Source organism: Streptomyces sp. NPDC031340 (genome assembly GCF_055569945.1).
On the sequence record NZ_JBVIIE010000068.1, the window covers coordinates 1 to 23,215 of the forward strand.

The window sequence follows — 23,215 nt, forward strand, 5'->3', positions numbered from 1 at the left end:
GTTCCGTCCGGGAGGAGCGCACCCCTATGAAGAGGGGGGGCGGGACAAACACCCCACCCCGAGCTGGGCCAAGCCCGTTTTCCCCCCGGGGAGCAGGCCCCCCCCCCGTCGCCGTCCGTCAGCCCTTCCAGGCCCGCGTCACCCGGCCGTCGGTCACCTCGAAGTTCAGCCGGCCGACGCGGTACTCCATCGTGATGATCGCCCCCGGCGGCAGCGAGCGCACCGTGCTCCAGCCACGCTCGCGCGCGAGCCGCTCGGCCCCGGCGGCGTCGAGGCCGACGTAGCCCTCCGGGCTGTCCTGGGGCTCCGCCTGCGGAGTGGGAATCGAGTCCATGCCGCCACGCTAGGCCCTGGCCCGCGGCCGGGGAAGGCCGGACCGGCGCCGAGGGGCGCCCCGTCCTGCTCCGGTCACACTTCTGTCACAGGACCACGACACGCGTTCCGCTCGAACACCGTCACCCGTTCGGACGGTTCCGGACGTCTTCCGCGGGTAAACGAACGGAATTCCCGAGCGCCGCGACAGCGCCGCGGATAACCGCTCGGAAAACGCCCTGAAAGTCCCCCCGAACCCCATTACCGGCCGATTCCGTCCGGGCGGCACGAACCGGCCGGACACGGGGAAAACACCGTTCGGCCACAGGATCCCCGCGTCACGGAGCCTCGCCCAGGGCCCGGGACAGCCGGTCCCGGGCGGTCCTGATCGCGTCGGTGAGCTCGGCCGGCTCCAGCACCTCGAAGTCGAAGCCGGTCATCATGACGTGGAGCACCATCACGTCGAGGCTCGCCGCTCCGGCGCGCAGGATGCAGCGGCCGGGCCCGTCCGCCTCCAGCCGGCCGGCCGACGGCGAGATGCGCTCGGCCGCCGCCTCCAGGGGCGCCAGCAGCCGGACCACGGCGTGCTCGGCGTACACGCGCGTGGAGACGCCCTGGGAGACGTACGCGGCGAGGTCGTCGGCCGGCGGGGTGCGCGGGGCGAAGCGGGGGCCGTGCGGGGGCCGGGGGGTGATGCGGTCGACGCGGAAGGTGCGCCAGTCGTCGCGGTCGAGGTCCCAGGCGACCAGGTACCAGCGGCGCTCGGTGCACACCAGGCGGTGCGGCTCGACCGTGCGGCGGCTGGGGGCGCCGCCGTGGTCGCGGTACTCGAAGCGCAGGCGTTCGCCGTCCCGGCACAGGGCGGCCAGCTCGGTCAGCACCGCCGGGTCGACGGCGGAGGACTGCGGGCCGCGCAGCATCGGCACGGTGAAGGCGTTCAGCGCGCCGACGCGACGGCGCAGCCGGCCCGGCAGCACCTGTTCCAGCTTGGCGAGGGCCCGCACGGACGTCTCGCCGATGCCCTCGATGCCCTGCCCGGCGGCCGTGCGCAGCCCGACGGCCACGGCGACGGCCTCGTCGTCGTCCAGCAGCAGCGGCGGCAGCTCCGCCCCCGCGCCCAGCTGGTAGCCGCCGCCGGTGCCGGGGCTGGCGTTGACCGGGTAGCCGAGTTCGCGCAGCCGGTCCACGTCCCGGCGCACGGTGCGCGGCGTGACGCCGAGACGTTCGGCGAGGTCGGCGCCGGACCATTCGCGGTGGGCCTGGAGGAGCGAGAGCAGGCGCAGCAGTCGTGCCGAGGTCTCCAACATGGCCCGAGTCTGCCAGCCGTTGCGGACAGTCCTTGTCCGCGATGGTTCACCGCGGTGACGCGAGTGGGGCGACGGACACGGACAGGTCGTTGTCGCGTGTGTAGTAGGGCCCGGCCTCCACCGGGCCGTGCGCGGTGTCCACACGCACGCGCGCGCCGGCGGGCCCGGGCTTCCGTTCGGCGACGTCGTCGAGCAGCCGCGCGATCCGCACGCCCGGCCCCGTCCTCCCCGCGGGCCGCAGCCACAGGTCCCAGATGCCCGGCTCCAGGCGGGCGTAGGGCACGGTGAAGCGGAAGTCGGCGTCTTCGGCGCGGATGTCCAGCCGCCGCACCGGGTCCGGGGCGTGGCGGCCGCGCAGTTCGGCGCAGGCGTCGGCGGTGAGCGCGGTGCCGTAGACGCGTCCGTGCACCGTGAGCGTGCCCTCGTCGGTGCGCAGTTCGTCCGCCTCGGCGTGCGGGGCGCGCAGCCAGCTGCGGACGGTGAGGTTGCCCTGCCGGGTCGCGTAGGGGACGCGCACGGCGACATGCCCGCGGGAGCCGCTGGGCGTGCGGGCCGCGAGGGAGCGCAGGTCGGTGACGCCGGGCACGAGGCGCCGCGTCTCGCCGTCGTCCGTGCACGCGTAGGCGTCCCAGCGGCCCTCGGGCAGCTCGACGATGCTGGGCAGCGCGGCCCGCAGGCGGCCGGCCGCCGCCGGGGTCAGCGGCAGGCAGACCTCCTCCCGCCCGTCTCGGCGGCGCAGCACCAGGTGGGCCGTCCCCGCTTCCCCGGCCGCGGTGACGTCGAAGGTCAGCCCGCCCGCGGAGTCGGCGATGCAGTCGGCGCGCAGCGGTGCGGACCGCGGAGCCGGCGTCGTCATGCGGTGCGGATCTCCCCCCGGGTCCCTTCCCGGGGCCCTCCTCGGCGTGCTCTGCCCGGTTGGACCACCGACCCGGCGCTTTGGTTGCATGATCTACGGCTCGTACGGCAGTTGCGGCGCATCGAAGCAGGTGCCGTTCATGTCCTCGCTGCGGTTGTGAAGGCTTCCACGCACGCGCGTGACGCCCGTCGTCCTGGCACGAGGCACGGGACTTCGCGGCGGCGTCCGTGAACCGCCTGGGGGCCGCCCAGCCTCCAACTCCCACTGGGATTGCGGCTTCGGGCCCTTGGTGGTGACCGTCAGGCCGACCACCGGGTGTCGGTCCGGGCGAGGGGCGCCCGGTGCTTCAAGGGTCGGCTTCCGGGAGGCACAGTGCAAGTCCGCCGGCGGACCTACCGGGGGGAGCCGGCGATGCGGACCGCCCGACGCCGGACCGGGAACAGGCGGCCCGGCGATCCCCGGGCGGACGGAAGGACGGCAGGGCGTCGGCGGCGCCCCGGCCCGGGGCCCGGACGGGGACCCGGGCCGGGGCGGGCGGGGCCGGTCAGATCTCGAGTCGCTGCCCGGGCATGATGACGTCGGGGTCGGCGCCGATGACGGCCTTGTTGCGGGCGTACAGCCGCTGCCAGGTGGTCCCGTGCCGGGCGGCGATCGTGCTCAGCGTGTCGCCCGCGCGAACGGTGTAGTCGCCGCGGGACCCCCCGCGGCCGGTGTGGCCCGCCGAACGTTCCGGCGCCTGCGCCGGCTTCGACACCGGCGGCTTCGACGGCTTCGACGACGCGGACGGCTTGGATGCGGCGGACTCGGTGGCCGACGTGGAGCCGGACGCGGCCGCGGGGGCGTCGCCGTACGCCCCGGCCCGTGCCGCGCAGGTCGGCCAGGCGCCCCAGCCCTGGGCGCGCTGGACCCTGGCGGCGACGGCGATCTGCTGTTCCCTGGTGGCCCCGTCGGCCGTCGGCGCGTAGGCCGTGCCGCCGTACGCGCGCCAGGTGCCGGCGGAGAACTGGAGTCCTCCGTAGTAGCCGTTGCCGGTGCTGATGTGCCAGTCGCCGCCGCTCTCGCAGCGGGCGATACGGTCCCACACCCCGCCGTCCGCCGCCGCGGCGTCGCCGGCCGCGGTCAGCAGTCCGAGGGGGGCGGCGAGCAGCGCGGCCCCGGCGAGGACCGCCGTCGTACGGGTCTTACGGACGTTGTCGCGGGTGGTATCGGCACATTCGGACATGTGATTCCTTCCCGAAGGACCTGGATCCGCAAACGGACCCGAGCGGGGCTCGTTGCACCGCTCGTTGCACACGGCGGAGGAATGTAGGGAGGTCAGCGAGCCGGGATCAACCAACTGCCTGTCTTTCCAGGCCAGTTCACCGTTACCCGAGGTAGCGGCGAAATCCGGCCACCCACTTCATTCCGCGATTTCGGGATTTGTCGACCATCCGTCCGGCCGTTCTGTGAGCCACCTCACGCAAGCAACCCCCTTCCACTTTCCGGCAATTGACGGTGAGTGCCCGATTCCGCACCCATCGTCACCCTGCGCGGTGGATGGTTCGATTCCGTTCGCCGCCGAGCGTGACTACCGCCACAGATCGCCCGTTGTCTTCTTCATGAGCCCGGGATCCGCCCGGTTCACGGGCCGGGAGCCACCGGCCCCGCCACGCACCACATCCCGAGGGAGCCCCCCGTGCCGCGCATGCTCGACGTCAGCGACGAGGTACGCGCCGAGATCGGCGACGAAGAGGCCGACCGGCTGCTCGCCGGAGAGAACGCCCCCGACAGTTACGACTGCACGTCCTGCCGCACCCCGGGCGACACCGGACAGGAGCGCACCAGCACGGTCCTGTTCGTCGGCGACGAGACCGCCGTCCTGGCCTTCGCCCACGCCACCTGCCTGCCCTCGCAGGTCGTGCAGGTCACCGAGGAGCAGCTCCAGGGGGCCGTACGGTCGATCTCCGAGGACGCCCCGGGCCCGCAGCCCGCGAAGGTCGTCCCCGAGCAGGCCGTGCTCGGCGTGACCAGCGGGCTCGTCCTGGTGGCCGGGGAGTTGCACCCGGCGCTGGTCGTCGAGCCGACCGCGCCCGTCGTGCGGCCGGGCACCACCGGCGCCGGCGACGACTTCCTGCCGCTGCTCATCGAGCAGGGCTTCATGCCGCTGACGGAGCTGGCCGAGGTGCCGCCGGTGCTGCACGGCTGGTCGGTGCTGCTCGCCATGGGCCAGCTGCACGCGGTCCTGCAGCCCGGCGTGCCGGGCGGGCAGCCGGTCGCTTGGTGGCAGGCCCATCAGCCGCTGCAGGTGACCGAGAGCTGGCGCAACGCCGCGAGCAAGCACCAGCAGGCACTGGTGTTCGCCGCGCCGGTGGGCTCGATCGGCCGCCAGCCGCGCGAGGACCTGCTGCGGCACGCGCTCGACCGGGCGGCCGCGGGCGGCAAGCTGGTGGCGGCCGCCCTGCCTCTCGCGGGGACGTGAGACGAGCCCCGCATCCCCTTCGACCCGGGGTCGTTTGGACATACGTGCACATCTACGACGTTCCCCGCCGCCCGTCCCGCCAGCCGGTCCCGTCCGCGCGGCCGGCTCAGGACCACCATGGCGGCCCATCGGCCACGCCGATCTACGACGCGCTCTACGCCGAGTACGTCAAGTCCTTCCGCGCGCTGCCGGGTGACCGCAGCGGCGAGGAGGATCTGGGCTTCACCGCCTTCGGGAACATCCCCCGCAGTCCGGCCGCCGGCGGTCACCGGCCGGGGTCGTTCAGCAGCTCGTACGGCGCCTACGGTGCGGGCGCCTACAGCACTCGTCAGCAGCCGCAGTGGCAGCGCGTCGGGCACATCGGCCCGCAGGGCACCGGGTCGCACCGCGTCCCTCCCGCCCTGCCGCCCGCGCCGAGCAAGGCGCCCTGAGCGGCGCGGCGAAGGGCTGAGCGGCGAAGCCCGGCGAGCCGACGAAGGAGGGGCGGCCCCGGTCGGGGCCGCCCCTCCTTCACATGCCCGCGTGAATCACTTCCGGGTGACTCACTACCGGGTGACTCACTTCTTCTTCGCGCCGCGCTTCTCGCGCACCCGCACCGAGATATGGATCGGCGTCCCCTCGAACCCGAACTCCTCGCGCAGCCGGCGCTCGATGAAGCGCCGGTAGCCCGCCTCGATGAAGCCGGAGGCGAACAGCACGAACCGTGGCGGCCTGGTGCCGGCCTGGGTGCCGAAGAGGATGCGCGGCTGCTTGCCGCCCCGGACGGGGTGCGGGTGGGCGGCCACCAGCTCGCCGAGGAAGGCGTTCAGGCGGCCGGTCGGCACGCGGGTCTCCCAGCCGGCCAGGGCGGTCTCGATCGCCGGGACCAGCTTCTCCATGTGACGGCCGGTCCGCGCCGAGACGTTGACCCGCGGCGCCCACGCCACCTGGCCCAGCTCGGTCTCGATCTCCCGCTCCAGGTAGTAGCGGCGCTCCTCGTCGAGGGTGTCCCACTTGTTGTAGGCGAGGACGAGCGCGCGGCCCGCCTCGACCGCCATGGTGACGATGCGCTGGTCCTGCACGGAGATCGAGTCGGCGGCGTCGATCAGGACGACCGCCACCTCCGCCTTCTCCACCGCCGCGGCCGTGCGCAGCGAGGCGTAGTAGTCGGCGCCCTGCTGCAGGTGGACGCGCTTGCGGATGCCGGCCGTGTCGACGAACTTCCAGGACTTGCCGCCGAGTTCGATGATCTCGTCGACCGGGTCGCGGGTGGTGCCGGCGAGTTCGTTGACGACGACGCGCTCCTCGCCGGCCACCTTGTTCAGCAGCGAGGACTTGCCGACGTTCGGGCGGCCGATCAGAGCGATGCGGCGCGGACCGCCGACGGCCATGCCGAAGCTCTGCTCCGGCGCCTCCGGCAGCGCCTCCAGGACGGCGTCCAGCATGTCGCCGGTGCCGCGGCCGTGCAGCGCGGAGACGGGGTACGGCTCGCCGAGGCCGAGGGACCACAGGTAGGCCGCGTCGGCCTCGCCGCTGGGGCCGTCGACCTTGTTGGCGCACAGCACGACGGGCTTGCCGGCCTTGCGCAGCAGCCGGACCACCGCTTCGTCCGTGTCGGTCGCGCCGACCTTGGCGTCGACCACGAACACCACGGCGTCGGCCGCCTCGATTGCGTACTCGGCCTGCGCGGCCACGGAGGCGTCGATACCGAGGACGTCCTGCTCCCAGCCGCCGGTGTCGACGACCTTGAAGCGGCGGCCGGCCCACTCGGCCTCGTAGGTGACGCGGTCGCGGGTGACGCCCGGCTTGTCCTCGACGACGGCCTCGCGGCGGCCGATGATCCGGTTCACCAGGGTGGACTTGCCGACGTTCGGGCGGCCGACGACGGCCAGCACGGGCAGCGGGCCGTGCCCGGCCGCCTCGATGGCGCCCTCGACGTCCTCGACGTCGAAGCCCTCTTCCGCGGCGAGCTCCATGAACGCGGCGTACTCGGCGTCGCCAAGCGCTCCGTGCTCGTGCTCCTCGCCCGAGCCGCCGGAGGTGATCTGGTCGTTCATGAAGTCGGTACCTCGTTCATCGTGGTGATCGGTGGAACGGCCGTCTTCCGACGGGCGGATCCACTACTCAGTTACTCAGTGTCGCCCGGCGCCCGGTCAGGCGCCTGGCGTTTTCCAGGTGGGCGGTGAGCTGCTTCTGGATGCGCTCGGTCGCCTCGTCCAGCGCCCTGCGGGTGCGCCGCCCGCTGCCGTCGCCCGCCTCGAACGGGTCGCCGAAGACGACGTCGACGCGGCTGCGCAGCGGGGGCAACTGCTTTATCAACCGCCCGCGGCGCTCGGAACTTCCCAGCACGGCGACCGGGACGACCGGCGCGCCGCTGCGCACGGCGAAGTAGGCGAGCCCCGCCCGCAGCGAGGCGAAGTCGCCCTCGCCCCGGGTGCCCTCGGGGAAGATGCCGAGCACGCCGCCGGCCGACAGCACGTCGAGCGCCTGCGTGATCGCGGTGCGGTCGGCGACCGACCGGTCGACCTTGAGCTGGCCGATGCCCAGCAGGAAGGGGTCGAGCGGGCCGACGAACGCCTCCTTCTTGATCAGGAAGTGCGTCGGCCGGGGCGCCACGCCCATCACCATCGGGCCGTCGATGTTGTGGGAGTGGTTGACGGCGAGGATCGCCGGCCCCGTCGCCGGAACCTTCCAGGCGCCCAGCACGCGCGGCTTCCACAGCCCGTACATCAGGCCGACGCCGATGCGCCGCCCGACCTCCGCGCCCCGCTCGGAAGCCGCCGTCACTTCGCCGCCCGCTTCTCCTCGACGAGGGTGACCACGCACTCGATGACCTGGGCCAGGGTGAGGTCCGTGGTGTCCACCTCGACGGCGTCGTCCGCCTTGGCGAGCGGCGAGGCCTTGCGGCTGGAGTCGGCCGCGTCGCGCTTGATGAGGGCCTCGCGGGTGGCGTGGACGTCGGCGCCCTTGAGCTCGCCGCTGCGGCGGGCGGCGCGCGCCTCCGGGGAGGCGGTGAGGAAGACCTTCAGGTCGGCGTCGGGCAGCACGGTGGTGCCGATGTCGCGGCCCTCGACGACGATGCCCCGCTCGGCGGAGGCCGCCAGGGAACGCTGCAGTTCGGTGATACGGGTCCGCACCTCGGGCACGGCGCTGACCGCGCTCACCGTGGAGCTGACCTCCTGGGTGCGGATGGGACCGGCCACGTCTATGCCGTCGACAGTGATCGTCGGGTTCTCCGGGTCGGTGCCGGAGACGATCTCCGGCTTGCCGGCCACGGCGGCGATCGCGGTCGGGTCGTCGATGTCGATCCCGTTGCTCACCATCCACCAGGTGATGGCCCGGTACTGGGCGCCGGTGTCCAGGTAGCTCAGGCCGAGCTGCGCGGCCACGGCCTTGGACGTGCTCGACTTGCCCGTGCCGGCGGGGCCGTCGATGGCGACGATCACGGGCTGGGCGGCACCGTTTTCCACAGGGGGACACCTTCCTGGTGCGGTGTGGTGGGAGTGTGCGGGGCGGCGAGGGTGCCCCGCACAAGGTTACTGGCTCCCCGGACCCCCTCTTGCAGGCGGACGGCGGGACGCTCCCCGCCGGGCGACCGGCACGGTCACCGCCGGGCGGCCGGCACGGTCACCGACGGACGGCCGGGACGGTCACTGCCGGACGGCCCAGCCCCGCTCCTTGAGCGCCGCCGACAGCACCGGCGCCGCCTGCGGTTCCACCATCAGCTGCACCAGGCCCGCCCGCTGCCCGGTCGCGTGCTCGATGCGCACGTCCTCGATGTTGACCCCGGCCCTGCCCGCGTCGGCGAAGATGCGGGCCAGCTGGCCGGGCTGGTCGTCGATGAGGACGGCCACGACCTCGTAGGCCCGCGGGGCGGACCCGTGCTTGCCGGGGACGCGGACCTGGCCGGCGTTGCCGCGCCGCAGGACCTCCTCGATGCCGGAGCTGCCCTCGAGCCGCTTGGCCTCGTCGGAGGCCTGGAGGGCGCGCAGGGCCTGCACGGTCTCCTGCAGGTCGGCGGCGACGTCGGTGAGCAGGTCGGCCACCGGCCCCGGGTTCGCGGACAGGATGTCGATCCACATCCGGGGGTCGGAGGCGGCGATCCGGGTCACGTCCCGGATGCCCTGCCCGCACAGCCGTACGGCGGCCTCCTCGGCGTGCTCCAGGCGCGCGGCGACCATGCTGGACACCAGGTGAGGCATGTGGGAGACCAGCGCGACGGCGCGGTCGTGCGCGTCGGCGTCCATCACCACGGGCACGGCCCGGCAGTGCGAGACCAGTTCCAGGGCGAGGTTGAGCACCTCGGTGTCGGTGTCCCGGGTGGGGGTCAGCACCCAGGGGCGGCCCTCGAAGAGGTCGGCGGTGGCGGCCAGCGGGCCGGACCTCTCGCGGCCCGACATGGGGTGGGTGCCGATGTACGACGACAGGTCCAGGCCCAGCGCCTCCAGCTCGCGGCGCGGGCCGCCCTTGACGCTGGCCACGTCGAGGTAGCCACGGGCGACGCCCCGGCGCACCGCGTCGGCCAGCACGGTCGCCACGTGCGCGGGCGGCGCCGCGACGATCGCCAGGTCGACGGGCCCCTCGGGGGCCTCGGCCGTGCCCGCGCCGAGGGCGGCCGCGGTGACGGCCTGCTCCGGGTCGCGGTCGCTGAGATGGACGGTGACGCCCCGCTGGGACAGCGCGAGCGCGGCGGAGGTGCCGATGAGGCCGGTGCCGATGACGAGTGCGGTTCTCACTGGGCGATGTCCTTGCGCAGGGCGGCCGCGGCGCCGAGGTAGACGTGGGCGATGTCGGCACGGGGCCGGTCGGACTCGATGTGCGCGAGGATCCGGACGACGCGTGGCATGGCCCCCTCGACGTCGAGTTCCTGCGCGCAGATCAGGGGTACGTCGGCGAAGCCGGCGCCGAGCTTGCGGGCGGCGGCCGCCGGGAAGTCGCTGTGCAGGTCGGGGGTGGCCGTGAACCAGACGCTGATCAGGTCGTCGGCGGTCAGCCCGTTCCGCTCCAGGACGGCGGTGAGCAGGGCCCCGACCTGCTCGTTCATGTGGTCGGCGTCGTCCCGCTCCAGTTGGACGGCCCCCCGGACCGCTCGTACCGCCACGGTGCTGCTCCCCTTGCTCGGTTTGTTGCTCGGCGTGTTGCTCGGCGTGCGTATCGGCTCTCGCCGACCAGCGTAGTCAGCGCCCGCCGGACCGGGACGCGGCGCCCGCACGCTGAGACGGCGGGGCGACCCACGCGACGGACCGAGGCGGACGGAAATTCGGTCCGCCCGGGGTGCGGTGCCGCGTACGCTCCGGGGCATGCACCCCGAGGCCCTGGTACGCGACCACACCGTCTACTCCTGCGTGATGGGCTCGCGCGCCTTCGGCCTGGCCACGGACGCCAGCGACACCGACCTCCGGGGCGTGTTCGCCGCCCCCGCTCCCCTGTTCTGGCGGTTCGAGAAGCCGCCGACGCACGTCGAGGGCCCGGCCGAGGACCAGTTCAGCTGGGAGCTGGAGCGCTTCTGCGAACTGGGCCTGCGCGCGAACCCGAACATCCTGGAGTGCCTGCACTCCCCGCTCGTCGAGCACGTCGACGACACCGGCCGTGAACTCCTCGCGCTGCGCGGGGCGTTCCTCTCCCGCCAGGTGCACCGGTCGTTCAGCCGTTACGCGCTGGGCCAGCGCAGGAAGCTGGCGGCCGACGTCCGCTCGCACGGCGCCCCGCGCTGGAAGCACGCCATGCACCTGCTGCGGCTGCTGGCCGGCGTCCGCGATCTGCTGCGCACCGGGGTCCTCACGGTGGACGTGGGCCGGCTGCGGGAGCCGCTGCTGGAGGTCAAGCGCGGCGAGGTCCCGTGGCCGGAGGTGGAGACCTGGATGCACCGCCTGGCGGCCGAGGCGGAAGAGGCCGCCGGGCGCAGCCCGCTGCCCGAGGAGCCGGACCGGCGCCGCGTGGAGGACTTCCTCGTCCGCGTCCGCCGCGCCTCGGCCCTCCGGCCGGACCCGTACGACGAGGCCGCGCGGGGCGACGCCCCCGTGCGGAGCGACGCCCCCGTGCGGGGCGACGGACCTGTGCGGGGCGTCGTAGGCCCGCGCGGCGCCGGGCAGCGCTGAGTCCCGCGCACGCGCCCGCCCGGCGTCCGGGGCGTCGCCCACCGCTCGGCCGGCCACGGCTGGGTCCCCTACCGCTCGGCCGGCCACCGCTGGGTCGCCCACCGCTCAGGCATCCCAGAGCGCCCCGAGGGTCATCAGGTCGCTGCGGTACTCGATGCGGTCCGCCCACTCCGTGGGCCAGGCGTCCGCGCCGCGGTACGCGCCCGCGAAGGCGCCGGTGAGGCAGGCGATGGAGTCGGAGTCGCCGGAGGTGCAGGCGGCCCGGCGGATGGCGGTCACCGGCTCGTCGACGAAGAGGAGGAAACACAACAGGCCCGTCGCCAGGGCCTCTTCGGCGATCCAGCCCGCCCCGGTGGCCAGGCACGGGTCGGTCTCGGGCGAGACGGTGCGCACGGCGTCCTGGAGGCGGACGAGGATCTCCAGGCACTCGTCCCAGCCGCGGGCGATGAAGCTCTCGGGGCCGGCGTCGCCGGCCCGGGTCCACAGGTCGCCGAGCCACGCGTGGTGGTAGCGGGTGCGGTTGTCATGGGCGTAGGACCGCAGCAGGCCGACGAGGCCGGTCGGTTCGGCGCCCTGCGCGAGGAGGCGCACGGCGTGGGCGGTGAGGTCGGAGGCGGCCAGGGCCGTGGGGTGCCCGTGCGTGAGCGCGGCCTGCAACTGGGCCGCGCCGGCCCGCTGGTCGTCGCTCAGGCCGGGCGCCAGCCCGACGGGCGCCACCCGCATGTTGGCGCCGCAGCCCTTGGAGTCGATCTGGCTGGCGTCCTGCCAGGGCCGGCCCTCCGCCTTCAGCAGGCTGCACGCCCGCAGGCAGGTGTTTCCCGGGGCCCGGTTGTTCTCCGGCGACTGGTACCAGTCCACGAACTCCTCGCGCAGCGGCCGCTCCAGCCGCTTCGGCGCCAGCACCCCGCGGTCCATGGCGGTCCTGAGTCCGCGGCCGAGCGCCAGCGTCATCTGGGTGTCGTCGGAGACGACGGCCGGCCGCGGCAGTGCCATCTCCCGCCACGGCCCGAACTTGGTGAGGATCGACGGCACGTCATTGAACTCGGTGGGGAAACCGAGGGCGTCCCCGAGGGCGAGGCCGGTCAACGAACCGGAGGCGGCGCGCTTGTGGACGGTCCAGTCGCTCATTCGGTGTTTCCTTCCGGGGACGGTCGGAGCAGGGGCGGGTACAGGGTGGTGGCCGGGCCGGCGCGGTACAGCGCGGCCGGTTTGCCGCGGCCGCCGGTCAACCGGGCCGCGCCGGGGACGGGTTCGACGAAGCCGGGCGTGGCGAGCACCTTGCGGCGGAAGTTGGGGCGGTCGAGGGCGGTGCCCCACACCGTCTCGTAGACCTGCTGGAGCTCGCCGAGGGTGAACTCGGGCGGGCAGAAGGCGGTGGCGAGGCAGGTGTACTCGAGCTTGGCGCCGACGCGTTCGTGGGCGTCGGCCAGGATCCGGTCGTGGTCGAAGGCGAGGGGGCCGGCCGAGTCGTACGGCAGCCAGCTCGCCCGCGCCGCGTCGCTGCCCGCCCGCGGTTCGGGCGCGTCGGGCAGCAGGGCGGTGAAGGCGACGGACACCACCCGCATGCGGGGGTCGCGGCCGGGTTCGCTGTACGTGCGCAGCTGCTCCAGGTGCAGTCCGGTGACGTCGTCCAGGCCGGTCTCCTCGGCGAGTTCGCGCCGGGCGGCCGTCTCGGCGGACTCGTCCGGCTCGACGAAGCCGCCGGGCAGCGCCCAGTGACCGGCGTACGGTTCCTGCCCGCGCTCGACGAGCAGCACGTGCAGGGCGCCGGAGCGCAGGGTGAGGACGGCGAGGTCGACGGTGACGGCGAAGGGTTCGTAGGCGTACTTGTCGTAGCCCGCCGTTCCCTTGCCGGACTCGTCCTTGTCGAAGGCCATGCGCACCCACCTCTTTAATGGTCAGATCGACTATAAATATCGGCGCGTGCTTTCACAACCCCTCTTCGGGTAACCGCACGGGATGGGCGAGATCCTGGTGGGCACGTGTTCCTGGACGGACCGGGCGCTGGTCGGCAGCGGCTGGTATCCGGCGGGGCGGCGGGACGCCGAGGGACGGCTGCGGCACTACGCCGAGCGGTTCCCGGTGGTGGAGGTGGATTCGGCGTACTACGCGCTGCCCGGCGCGCGCAACAGCCACCTGTGGGCCGAGCGGACGCCGGAGGGCTTCGTCTTCGACGTGAAGGCCTTCTCGCTGCTGACCGGGCACCCGACGCGTGCCTCGGCGATGCCCGGCGGGCTGCCCGCCGAGCCGCGCGACCCGAAGGTGCTCGACGAGGTGTGGGCACGGTTCACCGAGGGGATCGAGCCGCTCCGCGCGGCGGGGCGGCTGGGCAGCGTGCTGTTCCAGTTACCGCCGTGGTTCCGGCCGGGCAGGCGGGCCGGGGCGTTCCTGCGGGAGTGCGCCGAGCGGACCGCCGGCTGGCCGGTCTCCGTGGAGTTCCGGCATCCCGGGTGGTGGAACGCGGAGTGGGCGGAGGCGACGCGCGCACTGCTCACGCGGTACGGCATGGCGGCCGTGGCCGTCGACATGGCCCGGTCCCTGCCCGGCTCGATCCCGCCGGTCACCCCGGTCACCTCCCCGCGCCTGTCCGTCGTCCGCTTCCACGGACGCAGCCCCGCCTGGGGCACGGGCAGCAAGGAGGACCGCTTCCGCCACGACTACTCGGAGGCCGAACTCACCGAGTGGCTGCCCCGTCTGCGCCGCCTGGCGGCCCGGGTCGACCGGGTCCACGTCCTGTTCAACAACTGCTGTGGCACGGCGGCGGTCCGGGCCGCGGAAACCATGCGGCGCCTCCTCGACACGTCGACGCCGCGCTCCCCGGCGGGGTGAGCGCGGCGTTACGCGGTGCGGGACGCCCCTACAGGTCGACTTCCTGCATCAGCATGCCGACCTCCGTGTTCGACAGCCGGCGCAGCCAGCCCGACTTCTGGTCGCCCAGGGTGATCGGGCCGAAGGCCGTGCGCACCAGCTTGTCGACCGGGAAGCCGGCCTCGGCGAGCATGCGGCGCACGATGTGCTTGCGGCCTTCGTGCAGGGTCACCTCGACCAGGTAGTTCTTGCCGGTCTGCTCGACGACCCGGAAGTGGTCCGCGCGCGCGTAGCCGTCCTCCAGCTGGATGCCGTCCTTGAGCTTCTTGCCCAGGTCGCGCGGGATCGGGCCGACGATGTGCGCGAGGTAGGTCTTCTTCACGCCGTACTTGGGGTGGGTCAGCCGGTGGGCCAGCTCGCCGTGGTTGGTGAGCAGGATGACGCCTTCGGTCTCGGTGTCGAGCCGCCCCACGTGGAAGAGCCGGGTCTCCCGGTTGGTGACGTAGTCGCCGAGGCACTGCCGGCCGTCCGGGTCCTCCATGGTGGAGACCACGCCGGCCGGCTTGTTCAGCGAGAAGAACTGGTACGACTGCGTGGCGACCGTCAGCCCGTCGACCCTGACCTCGTCCTTCTCCGGGTCGACCCGCTTGCCCTGCTCCAGGACGATCTCGCCGTTGACCTCGACCCTGGCCTGCTCGATCAGCTCCTCGCAGGCTCGCCGGGAGCCGTAGCCCGCGCGGGCGAGGACCTTCTGCAGCCGCTCGCCCTCCTGCTCGGCGCCCGGGAAGGTCTTGGGGAGCTTGATGTCCTTCTTACCGGCGTACCGCTCCCGGTTGCGCTCCTCGGCGCGGGCGTCGTACTCACGGGAACTCGCCGGAGCCGTACGGCCGCGCCCGGTGCCCTGGCCCTGCCTGGGGCCGCCCTTGGCGCCGCCGCGCGCCGAGGCGCCACGGCCCGACTTCGGGCCGTCCTGGGTGGCGCCGGGTCCCACGTCGTAGCGCCGCTCCTCCGGGCGCGGCTTCTTCGGCCGGCCGCCCTGCTTGTCGTCGCGGGCGTTCCCGGCGCCGCGGTAGTTACCGCGGCCACCGCTGCTCCCGCCGCGGCCGCCGCTGTTGCCACCACGGCTCCCGCCGTTGTTTCCGCTGCTGTTCCTGCCGCTGCTGCTTCGCATCAAAGTTCCGTCTTGTCGTCTGCGTCCTCGGAATCCGGAGCGTCCGGATCGAACGACGGCACACCCTCCTGGGTCTCGGCCTCGATCGCCTCCGCCTCCGGGAGGAAGGGCGCGAGTTCCGGGAGTTCGTCCAGGCCGCGCAGGCCCATCCGCTCCAGGAAGTAGTTCGTCGTCCTGTACAGGATCGCACCTGTTTCGGGTTCGGTGCCCACCTCCTCGACCAGACCGCGCTGCAGGAGGGTGCGCATGACACCGTCGCAGTTGACTCCTCGGACGGCCGAGACGCGGCTGCGGCTCACCGGCTGCCGGTACGCGACCACCGCGAGGGTCTCCAGGGCGGCCTGGGTCAGCCGGGCCTGCTGGCCGTCGAGGACGAAACGCTCGACGGCCGCCGCGTACTCGGGACGGGTGTAGAACCGCCAGCCGCCCGCGATCAGCCGCAGCTCGAAGCCGCGGCCCTGGGCGGTGTACTCGTCGGCCAGCTCGCGCAGCGCGGCCTCGATCCGCCGACGCGGCCGTTCCAGGATCCGGGCCAGGTGCTCCTCGGTCGCGGGCTCGTCCACGACCATGAGGACCGCCTCCAGGGCGGGCTTGAGGTCGAGATCGGCGACCGTGCGCAGCCCGGCCGGAACGTCGGTGGTCTCCTCGCTCACGCCTTGTCCTCCTCGGGCCGCTCGGGCGGCCGGTCGAACTCGTCGGTCACCATCGGCCGGGCGTCCCCCTCGCCGCCCGTCCAGCGCACGATCAGCTCCCCCAGCGCCGCCTCCTGGTCCAGCGCCACCGCCTTCTCGCGGTACAGCTCCAGCAGCGCCAGGAAACGGGCCACGACGGTCAGCGTGTCGCCGGTGTCCGCGACCAGGGTGCGGAAGCTGGCCTCGCCGAGCTCCCTGAGCCGGGCGACGACGATGCCGGCCTGCTCCCGCACGCTCACCAGGGGCGCGTGGATGTGGTCCACGTACACCTGCGGCTTCGGCTTGGGCTGCATCGCCTTGACCGCGAGCCTGGCGAACCCTTCCACGCCGATGCTGATCACCACCTCGGGCAGCAGCGCGGCGTGGTGCGGTTCGAGGCCGACGGTACGGGGGTGGCGGCGGGCCTCCTGGTCGAGCCGGTGACTGAAGATGTCGGCGATCTGCTTGTAGGCGCGGTACTGCAGCAGCCGCGCGAACAGCAGGTCCCGTGCCTCCAGCAACGCCAGGTCCGCCTCGTCCTCCACCTCGGCGGCGGGCAGCAGCCGGGCCGCCTTGAGGTCGAGCAGCGTGGCGGCGACCACCAGGAACTCGGTCGTCTCGTCCAGGTCCCAGTCCGGGCCCAGCGCCCGGATGTGGGCCATGAACTCGTCGGTCACCTTCGACAGCGCCACCTCGGTGACGTCCAGCTTGTGCTTGGAGATCAGCTGGAGGAGGAGGTCGAAGGGCCCCTCGAAGTTGGCGAGCCGGACCTTGAAGACGCCGTCGCCGGACGCCTCGGAGTCGCCGGCCGGCACCTCCCGCACGCGTTCCGGCCCGGGGTCGGTTTCCGGCTCCAGCGCGACGGATTCGGCCGAAGGCTCCGCAGGCACGGGCTCCGTGGACACCGGCTCCGCAGGCACGGGCTCCGCGCCGACCGTCGGCTCGGCCACAGGCACCACAGGCGCCTCAGGCGCCGTACGCTCCGGGTCCGCCACGGGCGTCGCGCGCTCGGCCGGCGGAGCGGCCGGTGGCACCCCGGGCCCTCTCCCCAGCGCGCGCCGACGGCCGGCGGATGCGCCGGGGGCGGGAGCGTCGCTGGAGGTCATGGCCTCCGCAGGCTACCGCTACCGCCCACGCAGCCGGCGTACGAGGATGCTCGCGTCCCCGCGGGACTCCAGGTCGGCCAGCACCACGGCGACCGCCTCGCGCACGATGCGCCCGCGGTCGACGGCCAGCCCGTGCTCGCCCCGCAGCACCAGACGCGCGTGTTCGAGGTCCATCAGTTCCTCGGCGGAGACGTAGACGGTGATCTTCTCGTCGTGCCTCTCCCGCCCGCTGGGCCGCCGCGCCGCCGCCCGCCCCCGCTTGCGCGGCTGGGCGCCCGCCGCGGCAGCGGCAGCCTGGGCGGCAGAACCTTCCTGCGCCTGCTGACCCTGCTGGCCCTGCTGCCGGCGGTCTGAGCGTTCCGTGCCCCGGCTGCGGGACTGCCCCGCGTCGGCCGGCTCCGGCTCCACCGCCACGTGCTCCGCGCCGTCGCCGTCGCCGCCCTGCGCGGGCACCGACTGCGGCGCGTCCTCCGCGGCCGCGATCGCGTCGCTCTCCCCGGCGGGAGGCGGCACGCGGGCCTCGCCGTTGGCCCGCCGCGGGCTGGACGGCTGGAGCGCCGTTCCCCCTGTCGTACGGAAGAGTTCGTCGGCCCCCGGCAGACTCACTCGGCGTGACACCGGGCGAGCACCTCCCTGGCGAGCTGACGGTAGGCGGCGGCACCGACGGAGTTCGAGGCGTACGTGGTGATCGGCTCACCGGCGACCGTGGTCTCCGGGAAGCGGACCGTGCGCCCGATGACCGTGTGGTAGACGTGATCGTCGAACGCCTCGACGACACGCGCGAGCACCTCACGGCTGTGCACCGTGCGCGAGTCGTACATCGTGGCGAGGATCCCGTCGAGCTCCAGCTCCGGGTTGAGCCGCTCCTGGACCTTCTCGATGGTCTCGGTCAGCAGGGCGACACCGCGCAGCGCGAAGAACTCGCACTCGAGCGGCACGATCACCTTGTGCGCGGCGGTCAGCGCGTTCACGGTCAGCAGGCCGAGCGAGGGCTGGCAGTCGATCACGATGTAGTCGTAGTCGGCCATCAGCGGCTTCAGGGCGCGCTGGAGCGTGGACTCGCGCGCGACCTCGGAGACCAGCTGGACCTCCGCCGCCGACAGGTCGATGTTGCTGGGCAGCAGGTCCATGTTCGGGACCGCCGTCTTCAGGAGCACCTCGTCGGCCGCCATGCCCCGCTCCATGAGCAGGTTGTAGACGGTGAGGTCGAGCTCCATCGGGTTGACGCCGAGACCCACTGACAGCGCGCCCTGCGGGTCGAAGTCCACGAGCAGCACACGCCGGCCGTACTCCGCGAGCGCGGCACCCAGGTTGATGGTCGACGTCGTCTTGCCAACGCCGCCCTTCTGGTTGCACATCGCGATGATCGTCGCGGGGCCGTGGCTGGTCAGCGGACCCGGGATCGGGAAGTACGGCAGCGGGCGTCCGGTCGGGCCGATGCGCTCGCGGCGCTGGCGGGCGGCGTCGGGCGCGAGCGTGGCCGCGTACTCCGGGTCGGGCTCGTACTCGGCGTCGGGGTCGTAGAAGTGCCCGTCGGGCAGTTCGTCGTAGTCGGCGAAGTGGTTGTGGGGCGCGCCACTTCCGTCGCCGGCCATGGCGTTCACGTGATGGCCATCCATGCTCTGGTGTGCTGGCTGAGTCACGCCTGCGCGGTGACTCTGGTGGGCTGCGAAGGTGCGCACAGCGACGGAGCCGACAGCCTCGAATCCCGCGGCGCCGCCCTGGCCCCGGACAGGCATTCCTGGTTGACCACCCCCGGGAGAAAATGTCGACTCATTCACAAGTCGTCTTACCTCCTTGGTGACCAGGAAACTTCTAGACAAGGTCAGCGTGGCACCATGCCGACGATTGGCGACTCTATGGCGTGTCGGGCGTCCGCAGCAACACAATCCACCGGACCCGGCAGGATGTGTCGGCAATGAAACATCCCTCTGTCAAGGGCGTACGGCCGTCGCACGGCAGGTCCCACCGGCGTGCGAATCGACCGAAGAGTCACGTTCGAGGCGAGTTGGTCGAGAGCCGCGAGGTGACCATACACACATCCGGCCGGACCTTGTCGGGCAAGGTCCGGCCGCGGGTGCGTGGTTGACGCGTCTTGTTGACGTATCGCCTTTATGAAAAGGTGACTTGGCCCCGGATCAGCCGAGCAACGACTCCAGCGTCACGTGCTCCAGTCCGTGTGCCTCGGCGACCTCCCGGTAAACCACCTTGCCGTCATGCGTGTTGAGGCCCTTGGCCAGCGCGGGGTCGCGGCGCAGCGCCTCCACCCAGCCACGGTTGGCGAGTTCGACGATGTACGGCAGCGTCGCGTTGGTCAGCGCGTACGTGGAGGTGTTGGGCACCGCGCCGGGCATGTTGGCGACGCAGTAGAAGACCGAACCGTGGACCGGGAAGGTCGGCTCCGCGTGCGTGGTCGGACGGGAGTCCTCGAAGCAGCCGCCCTGGTCGATCGCGATGTCGACAAGGACACTTCCGGGCTTCATGCGGGAGACGAGCTCGTTGGTGACCAGCTTCGGGGCCTTGGCGCCCGGGATGAGCACCGCGCCGACGACCAGGTCGGCCTCGAGGATGGCCTTCTCCAGCTCGAAGGCGTTGGAGACGACGGTCTGGATCTTCGTGCCGAAGATCTTGTCGGCCTCGCGGAGCTTGTTGACGTCCTTGTCGAGCAGGGTCACGTGGAAGCCCAGGCCGATGGCGATCTGCGCGGCGTTCCAGCCGGAGACGCCGCCGCCGATGACGACGGCCTTGCCGGCCGGCACGCCCGGGACGCCGCCGGGCAGCACGCCGCGGCCGCCGCCGGCGCGCATCAGGTGGTAGGCGCCGACCTGCGGGGCCAGCCGGCCCGCGACCTCGGACATCGGGGCGAGCAGCGGCAGGGCGCGGCTGGGCAGCTCGACGGTCTCGTAGGCGATCGCCGTGGTGCCGGACTCCAGGAGGGCGTCCGTGCACTCCCTGGAGGCGGCCAGGTGCAGGTAGGTGAAGAGCGTCTGGTCCTTGCGCAGCCGGTGGTACTCCTCGGCGACCGGCTCCTTGACCTTCAGCAGCAGGTCGGCGGTCGCCCACACCTCGTCGGCGGTGTCGAGGATCCGGGCACCGGCGGCGACGTACTCGTCGTCCGTGATCGAGGAGCCGACACCGGCGTTGCGCTCGACGACGACCTGGTGCCCGTTGCGCACGAGCTCGTGCACGCCGGCGGGGGTGATGGCCACCCGGAACTCGTTGTTCTTGACCTCGCGGGGGATGCCGACCTTCACGTGGATCACGGTCCTTGGCTCAGGGGAATGTGGTGCATTACAGGACATACCCAGGCATGCCGCGGCACACCGGGAGACACCGCAGGAGAAGGTGCGGCAGAGCCAGTTTAATGAAGGTGTTCCCGCTGTCTAGCCTTTCATTGCATCAATCTTCAGCGGATGTACTACGGATTTCGCAGGCGTCAGCGCCGTGTTTCGGCTGACCGGTCCCCTCCGGTGCCTCATCCACCCCCTCATCCGGCTCATCCGGCTCATCCGCCAGCAGCCGCTCGGCCGCGCTCCGGTGCACCCCGGCCGCCACGGGGTCGCCCAGGTGCTCCATCGTGTCGGCGAGCCGTAGCTGCAGCGCGGCCTGCAGACGCACGTCCCCGGCGCGGCTCGCCAGCTCCACCGCCTCGTGGCAGGTCCCCAGCGACTCCGCGGGCCGTCCCGCGTACTCCTGGACCCGCGCCAGCTCGCTCAACGCCCTTGCCTGGGCGGCCACATCGCCGGTCCTTCGGTACCCGGCGACCGCCGCGCGCCAGTTGCGCAGTGCCTCGCCGTAGCGGCCCGTGTAGGTGTGGGCCTCGGCGATACGGCCGTACAGCCGGGCGGCGTCCGCGTGCTCGCCGCGGGCCAGGCGCTGGGCGAGAGCCCGGCCGTACCAGTCGGCGGCCCGGTCGTGATCACCGAGTTCCTGGTGGGCGCCGCCTACGGATTCCATCGCGCGGCCGGTCGCGTACGGGTCGTTCGCCTCGCGTCCGGCGTCCAGCGCGGCCCGATAGCGTGCCAGCGCCTCGGCGGTGCGGCCGGTCCGGGCGTCCAGGTCGCCCAGGTTCAGCAGCGCCGCGGCCTTCTCGCGGGGCAGGCCGCGCCGCTCGGCCACGTCGAGGACCAGCCGGTGGACGCCGTACAGGTCGGCCGCGGCGGCCTGCGTGCCGAAGTGCGCGATCATGGCCCTGACCAGCTGGGACATCAGGCGGCGGGCGAGGGTGTCCAGCTCGCCGTCGGCCACCGCGAGGCGGGCCTGGGCGAGCAGGGCGGGCCCGCTGACCCGCAGCCACTCCTCGGCCGCCCGCGGATTGGGGAAGCGCAGGGAGCGGGGCATGCTCTGGAGCTTCTCGCGCGCGTCGAGGCTGTCGGTCTCGGTGATCGCCCGGCACGACTGCAGCAGCCGCACGGTCCGCTCCAGCATCCGGGCGCGGGCCAGCTGCAGTTCCCCGGGGCGGTCCTGGCTCTCGGCGAGCGCCTCGAGCAGGGGGTGCAGGCAACCGGGGACCTCGTAGCGCGGCAGCGGCGAGTCCACCGCCCGCAGCAGGCCGAGGGCGGTGAAGTCGTCCAGGGCGGCGCGCGCGGCGCCCACCGAGCAGCCGGCGAGCGCGGAGGCGGTGTGCGGGTCGACCAGGCCGGCCGGGGCGAGGGAGAGCAACCGCAGGACGCGGGTGGCCGGGGCGGGCAGCGCGGCGCAGGCGAGCCGGAAGACCCGGCTCAGCGGGGTCGCCTCCTCGCCCTCGGCGCGCAGCTGCTTGGCGAGGTCGGCGACGGCGGCGCCGGGGCGGGCGGCCAGCCAGCCGCCGGCCAGCAGCAGCGCGGCGGGCTGGGCCTGGCACTCCTCGACGAGGTCCTCGGCGGACCGGGGGTCGACGGTGACGCGCACGGAGCCGGCGTACCGGGTCAGGAATTCCATGGCGGACTTGGTGTCCAGGCCGCCGAGGGTGCAGGGGCGCACGTCGGAGATGCCGGTGAGCGGGCCGCCGGACACGGCGACGACCAGGCAGTCGGGGTTGTCCGGGAGGAGCGCGTCGACCTGTTCGGCGTCGGCCGCGTCGTCCAGCAGGAGCAGGGCGCGGCGGCCGGCGAGGGCGGCGCGCAGGGCGTCGCTCAGGTCGTCCTCGGTGGCTCCGGGCGGGGCGGACCGGTCCAGCGCGGCGAGCAGTTCCCGGGCGGTCCGCCCGACGGGGACGGGGGTGCCGTCGGGCTCGCTCAGGCGGGCGCGCAGCACCCCGTCGTGGTAACGGTCCGCGACCTGCCGTACGAGTTCCTCGGCGAGCGCCGTGCGGCCCGAGCCGGGCCGGCCGGCGATGAGCAGCACGCGCGCGCGGGGAGCCTTGCGGCCGGCCAGGGTGTCCAGGCCGGCGCGTTCGATGTCGGCCCGCAGCTCCTTCAACTCACGGATGCGGCCCAGGAATTGACTCTCCTCGGCAGCGCGCTCCGACAGCCGTACGCCGGCCGTGTCCACCGCCTGATCCGTCACGGGCCACACTCCCGTCCCACCGCACGCGCAAGCCCGCCGGGACCCCGGTCCGGGCATGTACAGAGCCTAGTTCACGCTCTGCAACGTTCCGTGACGAGCGCGGCGGGCGCATCCCCCGATCGGATCAGGCGATGGTCGTACCGGTGGGGACGGCGGGGGCGGTGGGGCCGGTTGCGTTCAAGGCGGCGTTCAGGCCCGCGTGCGGGCCCGCGTTCAGGCCCGCGTTCAGGCCCGCTTTCAGGCCCGCTTTCAGGCCCGCTTTCAGGCCTCGAAGGGGCGCGCCGGCCACGGCGCCTCGGCCGGGCGCAGCGCGTCCAGCCCGTCCCCGTTCCGCGCGGCGACCAACGAGAGCACGCCCACCACGAGACAGTTGTTGTGCAGCTCGCCCGCGAGCACGCCCCGGACCAGTTCGGCCACGGGCACCCGGGCGATCTCCATGTCGGCCTCTTCGTGCTCGACCTCGAAGCGCTCGCCGTCGGCCGCGGACAGGTCGCGGGCGAGGAAGATCCGCACGGCCTCGTCACAGCCGCCGGGGCTGGTGTAGACGTCGGTCAGGACCCGCCAGTCCCCGGCCTTGACGTGGGCCTCCTCGTACAGCTCGCGCTGGGCGGCGCTCAGCGGGTTCTCGCCGGGCACGTCGAGCAGGCCCGCCGGGATCTCCCACAGCTTGTGGCGCACCGGGTGGCGGTACTGGCGGATGACCAGCACCCGGCCCTCCTCGTCGAGGGCGAGGACGGCGACCGAGCCGGGGTGGACCTGGTAGTCGCGGTGGACGACCGTTCCGTCGGGCATGACCACGTCGTCGGTGCGGACGGAGGTCTTGTTGCCCGTGAAGGGGGTGTCCGTCGCCCGGATCTCCCACTCCTCGGGGGTGTCCTTGATCGTCATGCCCTGCCCTTCCGCGCGCAAAGAGAAAACCGGGGTGCTCACCTCGTGAAGGTATGCACCCCGGCCACCGTACA

The 23,215-nt window shown here is 73.2% G+C and carries 22 protein-coding genes and 1 pseudogene; 4 read left to right on the forward strand and 19 right to left on the reverse strand.

The annotated features are described in order from the left end of the window. Positions 1-118: 118 nt before the first annotated feature. From ACZ5GT_RS35255 to ACZ5GT_RS35270, 4 genes and pseudogenes are all read right to left on the reverse strand, one after another. On the reverse strand, positions 119-334 hold the full coding sequence (locus ACZ5GT_RS35255; RefSeq protein WP_469034626.1) for an I78 family peptidase inhibitor: 216 nt from the start codon (positions 332-334) through the stop codon (positions 119-121). 322 nt (positions 335-656) lie between these two features. Then, positions 657-1,619 (reverse strand): annotated as a pseudogene (locus tag ACZ5GT_RS35260) (helix-turn-helix transcriptional regulator); the annotation flags it as partial. A 46-nt stretch (positions 1,620-1,665) separates the two neighbouring features. Beyond that, on the reverse strand, positions 1,666-2,475 hold the full coding sequence (locus ACZ5GT_RS35265; protein WP_469034628.1) for a hypothetical protein: 810 nt from the start codon (positions 2,473-2,475) through the stop codon (positions 1,666-1,668). 544 nt (positions 2,476-3,019) lie between these two features. Further along, positions 3,020-3,697, reverse strand: coding sequence for a LysM peptidoglycan-binding domain-containing protein (locus tag ACZ5GT_RS35270; protein WP_469034631.1), 678 nt, complete (start codon positions 3,695-3,697; stop codon positions 3,020-3,022). A gap of 453 nt (positions 3,698-4,150) precedes the next feature. On the opposite strand from ACZ5GT_RS35270, the gene ACZ5GT_RS35275 reads away from it, so the two are divergent. Further along, positions 4,151-4,933, forward strand: coding sequence for a hypothetical protein (locus ACZ5GT_RS35275; protein WP_469034633.1), 783 nt, complete (start codon positions 4,151-4,153; stop codon positions 4,931-4,933). A gap of 44 nt (positions 4,934-4,977) precedes the next feature. Then, a complete protein-coding gene (locus tag ACZ5GT_RS35280; protein ID WP_469034637.1) occupies positions 4,978-5,364 on the forward strand; it encodes a hypothetical protein in 387 nt (128 codons plus the stop codon). 126 nt (positions 5,365-5,490) lie between these two features. Here ACZ5GT_RS35280 and der read toward each other — a convergent pair whose 3' ends face one another. The 5 genes from der to aroH all read right to left on the reverse strand — a co-directional run bounded on the left by der (position 5,491) and on the right by aroH (position 10,013). Beyond that, a complete protein-coding gene (gene der, locus ACZ5GT_RS35285) occupies positions 5,491-6,969 on the reverse strand; it encodes a ribosome biogenesis GTPase Der (protein WP_469034640.1) in 1,479 nt (492 codons plus the stop codon). A gap of 67 nt (positions 6,970-7,036) precedes the next feature. Next, a complete protein-coding gene (locus ACZ5GT_RS35290; RefSeq protein WP_469034703.1) occupies positions 7,037-7,642 on the reverse strand; it encodes a lysophospholipid acyltransferase family protein in 606 nt (201 codons plus the stop codon). A gap of 53 nt (positions 7,643-7,695) precedes the next feature. Beyond that, complete coding sequence (gene cmk, locus ACZ5GT_RS35295; protein ID WP_469034642.1) at positions 7,696-8,382, reverse strand: (d)CMP kinase; 687 nt, start codon at positions 8,380-8,382, stop codon at positions 7,696-7,698. A gap of 180 nt (positions 8,383-8,562) precedes the next feature. Next, positions 8,563-9,648 carry a prephenate dehydrogenase gene (locus ACZ5GT_RS35300; protein WP_469034644.1) on the reverse strand — a complete coding sequence of 362 codons (1,086 nt, stop codon included), beginning with the start codon at positions 9,646-9,648 and terminating at the stop codon, positions 8,563-8,565. Next, positions 9,645-10,013, reverse strand: coding sequence for a chorismate mutase (aroH, locus tag ACZ5GT_RS35305; protein WP_351899740.1), 369 nt, complete (start codon positions 10,011-10,013; stop codon positions 9,645-9,647). Before aroH ends, ACZ5GT_RS35300 begins: the two co-directional genes overlap by 4 nt. Positions 10,014-10,212: 199 nt before the next feature. Between aroH and ACZ5GT_RS35310 the strand changes: the two genes are divergently transcribed. Further along, a complete protein-coding gene (locus ACZ5GT_RS35310; RefSeq protein ID WP_469034648.1) occupies positions 10,213-11,010 on the forward strand; it encodes a nucleotidyltransferase domain-containing protein in 798 nt (265 codons plus the stop codon). A 105-nt stretch (positions 11,011-11,115) separates the two neighbouring features. Here ACZ5GT_RS35310 and ACZ5GT_RS35315 read toward each other — a convergent pair whose 3' ends face one another. Together ACZ5GT_RS35315 and ACZ5GT_RS35320 are read right to left on the reverse strand one after the other, a co-directional pair. After that, complete coding sequence (locus ACZ5GT_RS35315; RefSeq protein WP_469034651.1) at positions 11,116-12,138, reverse strand: ADP-ribosylglycohydrolase family protein; 1,023 nt, start codon at positions 12,136-12,138, stop codon at positions 11,116-11,118. Further along, on the reverse strand, positions 12,135-12,887 hold the full coding sequence (locus ACZ5GT_RS35320; RefSeq protein ID WP_469034652.1) for an NUDIX hydrolase: 753 nt from the start codon (positions 12,885-12,887) through the stop codon (positions 12,135-12,137). Before ACZ5GT_RS35320 ends, ACZ5GT_RS35315 begins: the two co-directional genes overlap by 4 nt. Positions 12,888-12,969: 82 nt before the next feature. Here ACZ5GT_RS35320 and ACZ5GT_RS35325 point away from each other — a divergent pair, with 82 nt between their 5' ends. Then, the gene (locus ACZ5GT_RS35325) at positions 12,970-13,839 is read left to right on the forward strand and encodes a DUF72 domain-containing protein (RefSeq protein WP_469034653.1); all 870 of its coding nucleotides are present in this window, start codon (positions 12,970-12,972) and stop codon (positions 13,837-13,839) included. Positions 13,840-13,867: 28 nt separating this feature from the next. Here ACZ5GT_RS35325 and ACZ5GT_RS35330 read toward each other — a convergent pair whose 3' ends face one another. The 8 genes from ACZ5GT_RS35330 to ACZ5GT_RS35365 all read right to left on the reverse strand — a co-directional run bounded on the left by ACZ5GT_RS35330 (position 13,868) and on the right by ACZ5GT_RS35365 (position 23,141). After that, complete coding sequence (locus ACZ5GT_RS35330; RefSeq protein WP_469034654.1) at positions 13,868-14,989, reverse strand: pseudouridine synthase; 1,122 nt, start codon at positions 14,987-14,989, stop codon at positions 13,868-13,870. Then, a complete protein-coding gene (scpB, locus tag ACZ5GT_RS35335) occupies positions 14,989-15,642 on the reverse strand; it encodes an SMC-Scp complex subunit ScpB (protein WP_469034655.1) in 654 nt (217 codons plus the stop codon). Before scpB ends, ACZ5GT_RS35330 begins: the two co-directional genes overlap by 1 nt. After that, positions 15,639-16,766, reverse strand: a complete 1,128-nt coding sequence (locus ACZ5GT_RS35340; protein ID WP_469034656.1) for a segregation and condensation protein A — start codon at positions 16,764-16,766, stop codon at positions 15,639-15,641. The genes scpB and ACZ5GT_RS35340 overlap by 4 nt, the downstream gene beginning before the upstream one ends. A gap of 18 nt (positions 16,767-16,784) precedes the next feature. After that, a complete protein-coding gene (locus ACZ5GT_RS35345) occupies positions 16,785-17,384 on the reverse strand; it encodes a hypothetical protein (RefSeq protein WP_469034657.1) in 600 nt (199 codons plus the stop codon). Then, complete coding sequence (locus ACZ5GT_RS35350; protein ID WP_469034658.1) at positions 17,369-18,505, reverse strand: ParA family protein; 1,137 nt, start codon at positions 18,503-18,505, stop codon at positions 17,369-17,371. Before ACZ5GT_RS35350 ends, ACZ5GT_RS35345 begins: the two co-directional genes overlap by 16 nt. A 399-nt stretch (positions 18,506-18,904) precedes the next feature. Further along, positions 18,905-20,029, reverse strand: a complete 1,125-nt coding sequence (gene ald / locus ACZ5GT_RS35355; RefSeq protein ID WP_469034659.1) for an alanine dehydrogenase — start codon at positions 20,027-20,029, stop codon at positions 18,905-18,907. Between the two features lie 136 nt (positions 20,030-20,165). Next, entirely contained in the window at positions 20,166-22,253 is a 2,088-nt protein-coding gene (locus ACZ5GT_RS35360; RefSeq protein WP_469034661.1) for a tetratricopeptide repeat protein, read from the reverse strand. A 261-nt stretch (positions 22,254-22,514) separates the two neighbouring features. Then, positions 22,515-23,141, reverse strand: coding sequence for an NUDIX domain-containing protein (locus ACZ5GT_RS35365; RefSeq protein WP_469034663.1), 627 nt, complete (start codon positions 23,139-23,141; stop codon positions 22,515-22,517). Positions 23,142-23,215 lie beyond the last annotated feature (74 nt).

What these genes read in the sequence shown, in the direction of transcription:
- ACZ5GT_RS35255 (WP_469034626.1), bottom strand. Translation starts at nt 334, where the DNA reads ATGGACTCGATTCCCACTCCGCAGGCGGAGCCCCAGGACAGCCCGGAG.
- ACZ5GT_RS35265 (WP_469034628.1), bottom strand. Translation starts at nt 2,475, where the DNA reads ATGACGACGCCGGCTCCGCGGTCCGCACCGCTGCGCGCCGACTGCATC.
- ACZ5GT_RS35270 (WP_469034631.1), bottom strand. Translation starts at nt 3,697, where the DNA reads ATGTCCGAATGTGCCGATACCACCCGCGACAACGTCCGTAAGACCCGT.
- der (WP_469034640.1), bottom strand. Translation starts at nt 6,969, where the DNA reads ATGAACGACCAGATCACCTCCGGCGGCTCGGGCGAGGAGCACGAGCAC.
- ACZ5GT_RS35290 (WP_469034703.1), bottom strand. Translation starts at nt 7,642, where the DNA reads ATGTACGGGCTGTGGAAGCCGCGCGTGCTGGGCGCCTGGAAGGTTCCG.
- ACZ5GT_RS35310 (WP_469034648.1), top strand. Translation starts at nt 10,213, where the DNA reads ATGCACCCCGAGGCCCTGGTACGCGACCACACCGTCTACTCCTGCGTG.
- ACZ5GT_RS35315 (WP_469034651.1), bottom strand. Translation starts at nt 12,138, where the DNA reads ATGAGCGACTGGACCGTCCACAAGCGCGCCGCCTCCGGTTCGTTGACC.
- ACZ5GT_RS35320 (WP_469034652.1), bottom strand. Translation starts at nt 12,887, where the DNA reads ATGGCCTTCGACAAGGACGAGTCCGGCAAGGGAACGGCGGGCTACGAC.
- ACZ5GT_RS35325 (WP_469034653.1), top strand. Translation starts at nt 12,970, where the DNA reads ATGGGCGAGATCCTGGTGGGCACGTGTTCCTGGACGGACCGGGCGCTG.
- ACZ5GT_RS35330 (WP_469034654.1), bottom strand. Translation starts at nt 14,989, where the DNA reads ATGCGAAGCAGCAGCGGCAGGAACAGCAGCGGAAACAACGGCGGGAGC.
- ACZ5GT_RS35340 (WP_469034656.1), bottom strand. Translation starts at nt 16,766, where the DNA reads ATGACCTCCAGCGACGCTCCCGCCCCCGGCGCATCCGCCGGCCGTCGG.
- ACZ5GT_RS35350 (WP_469034658.1), bottom strand. Translation starts at nt 18,505, where the DNA reads ATGCCTGTCCGGGGCCAGGGCGGCGCCGCGGGATTCGAGGCTGTCGGC.
- ACZ5GT_RS35365 (WP_469034663.1), bottom strand. Translation starts at nt 23,141, where the DNA reads ATGACGATCAAGGACACCCCCGAGGAGTGGGAGATCCGGGCGACGGAC.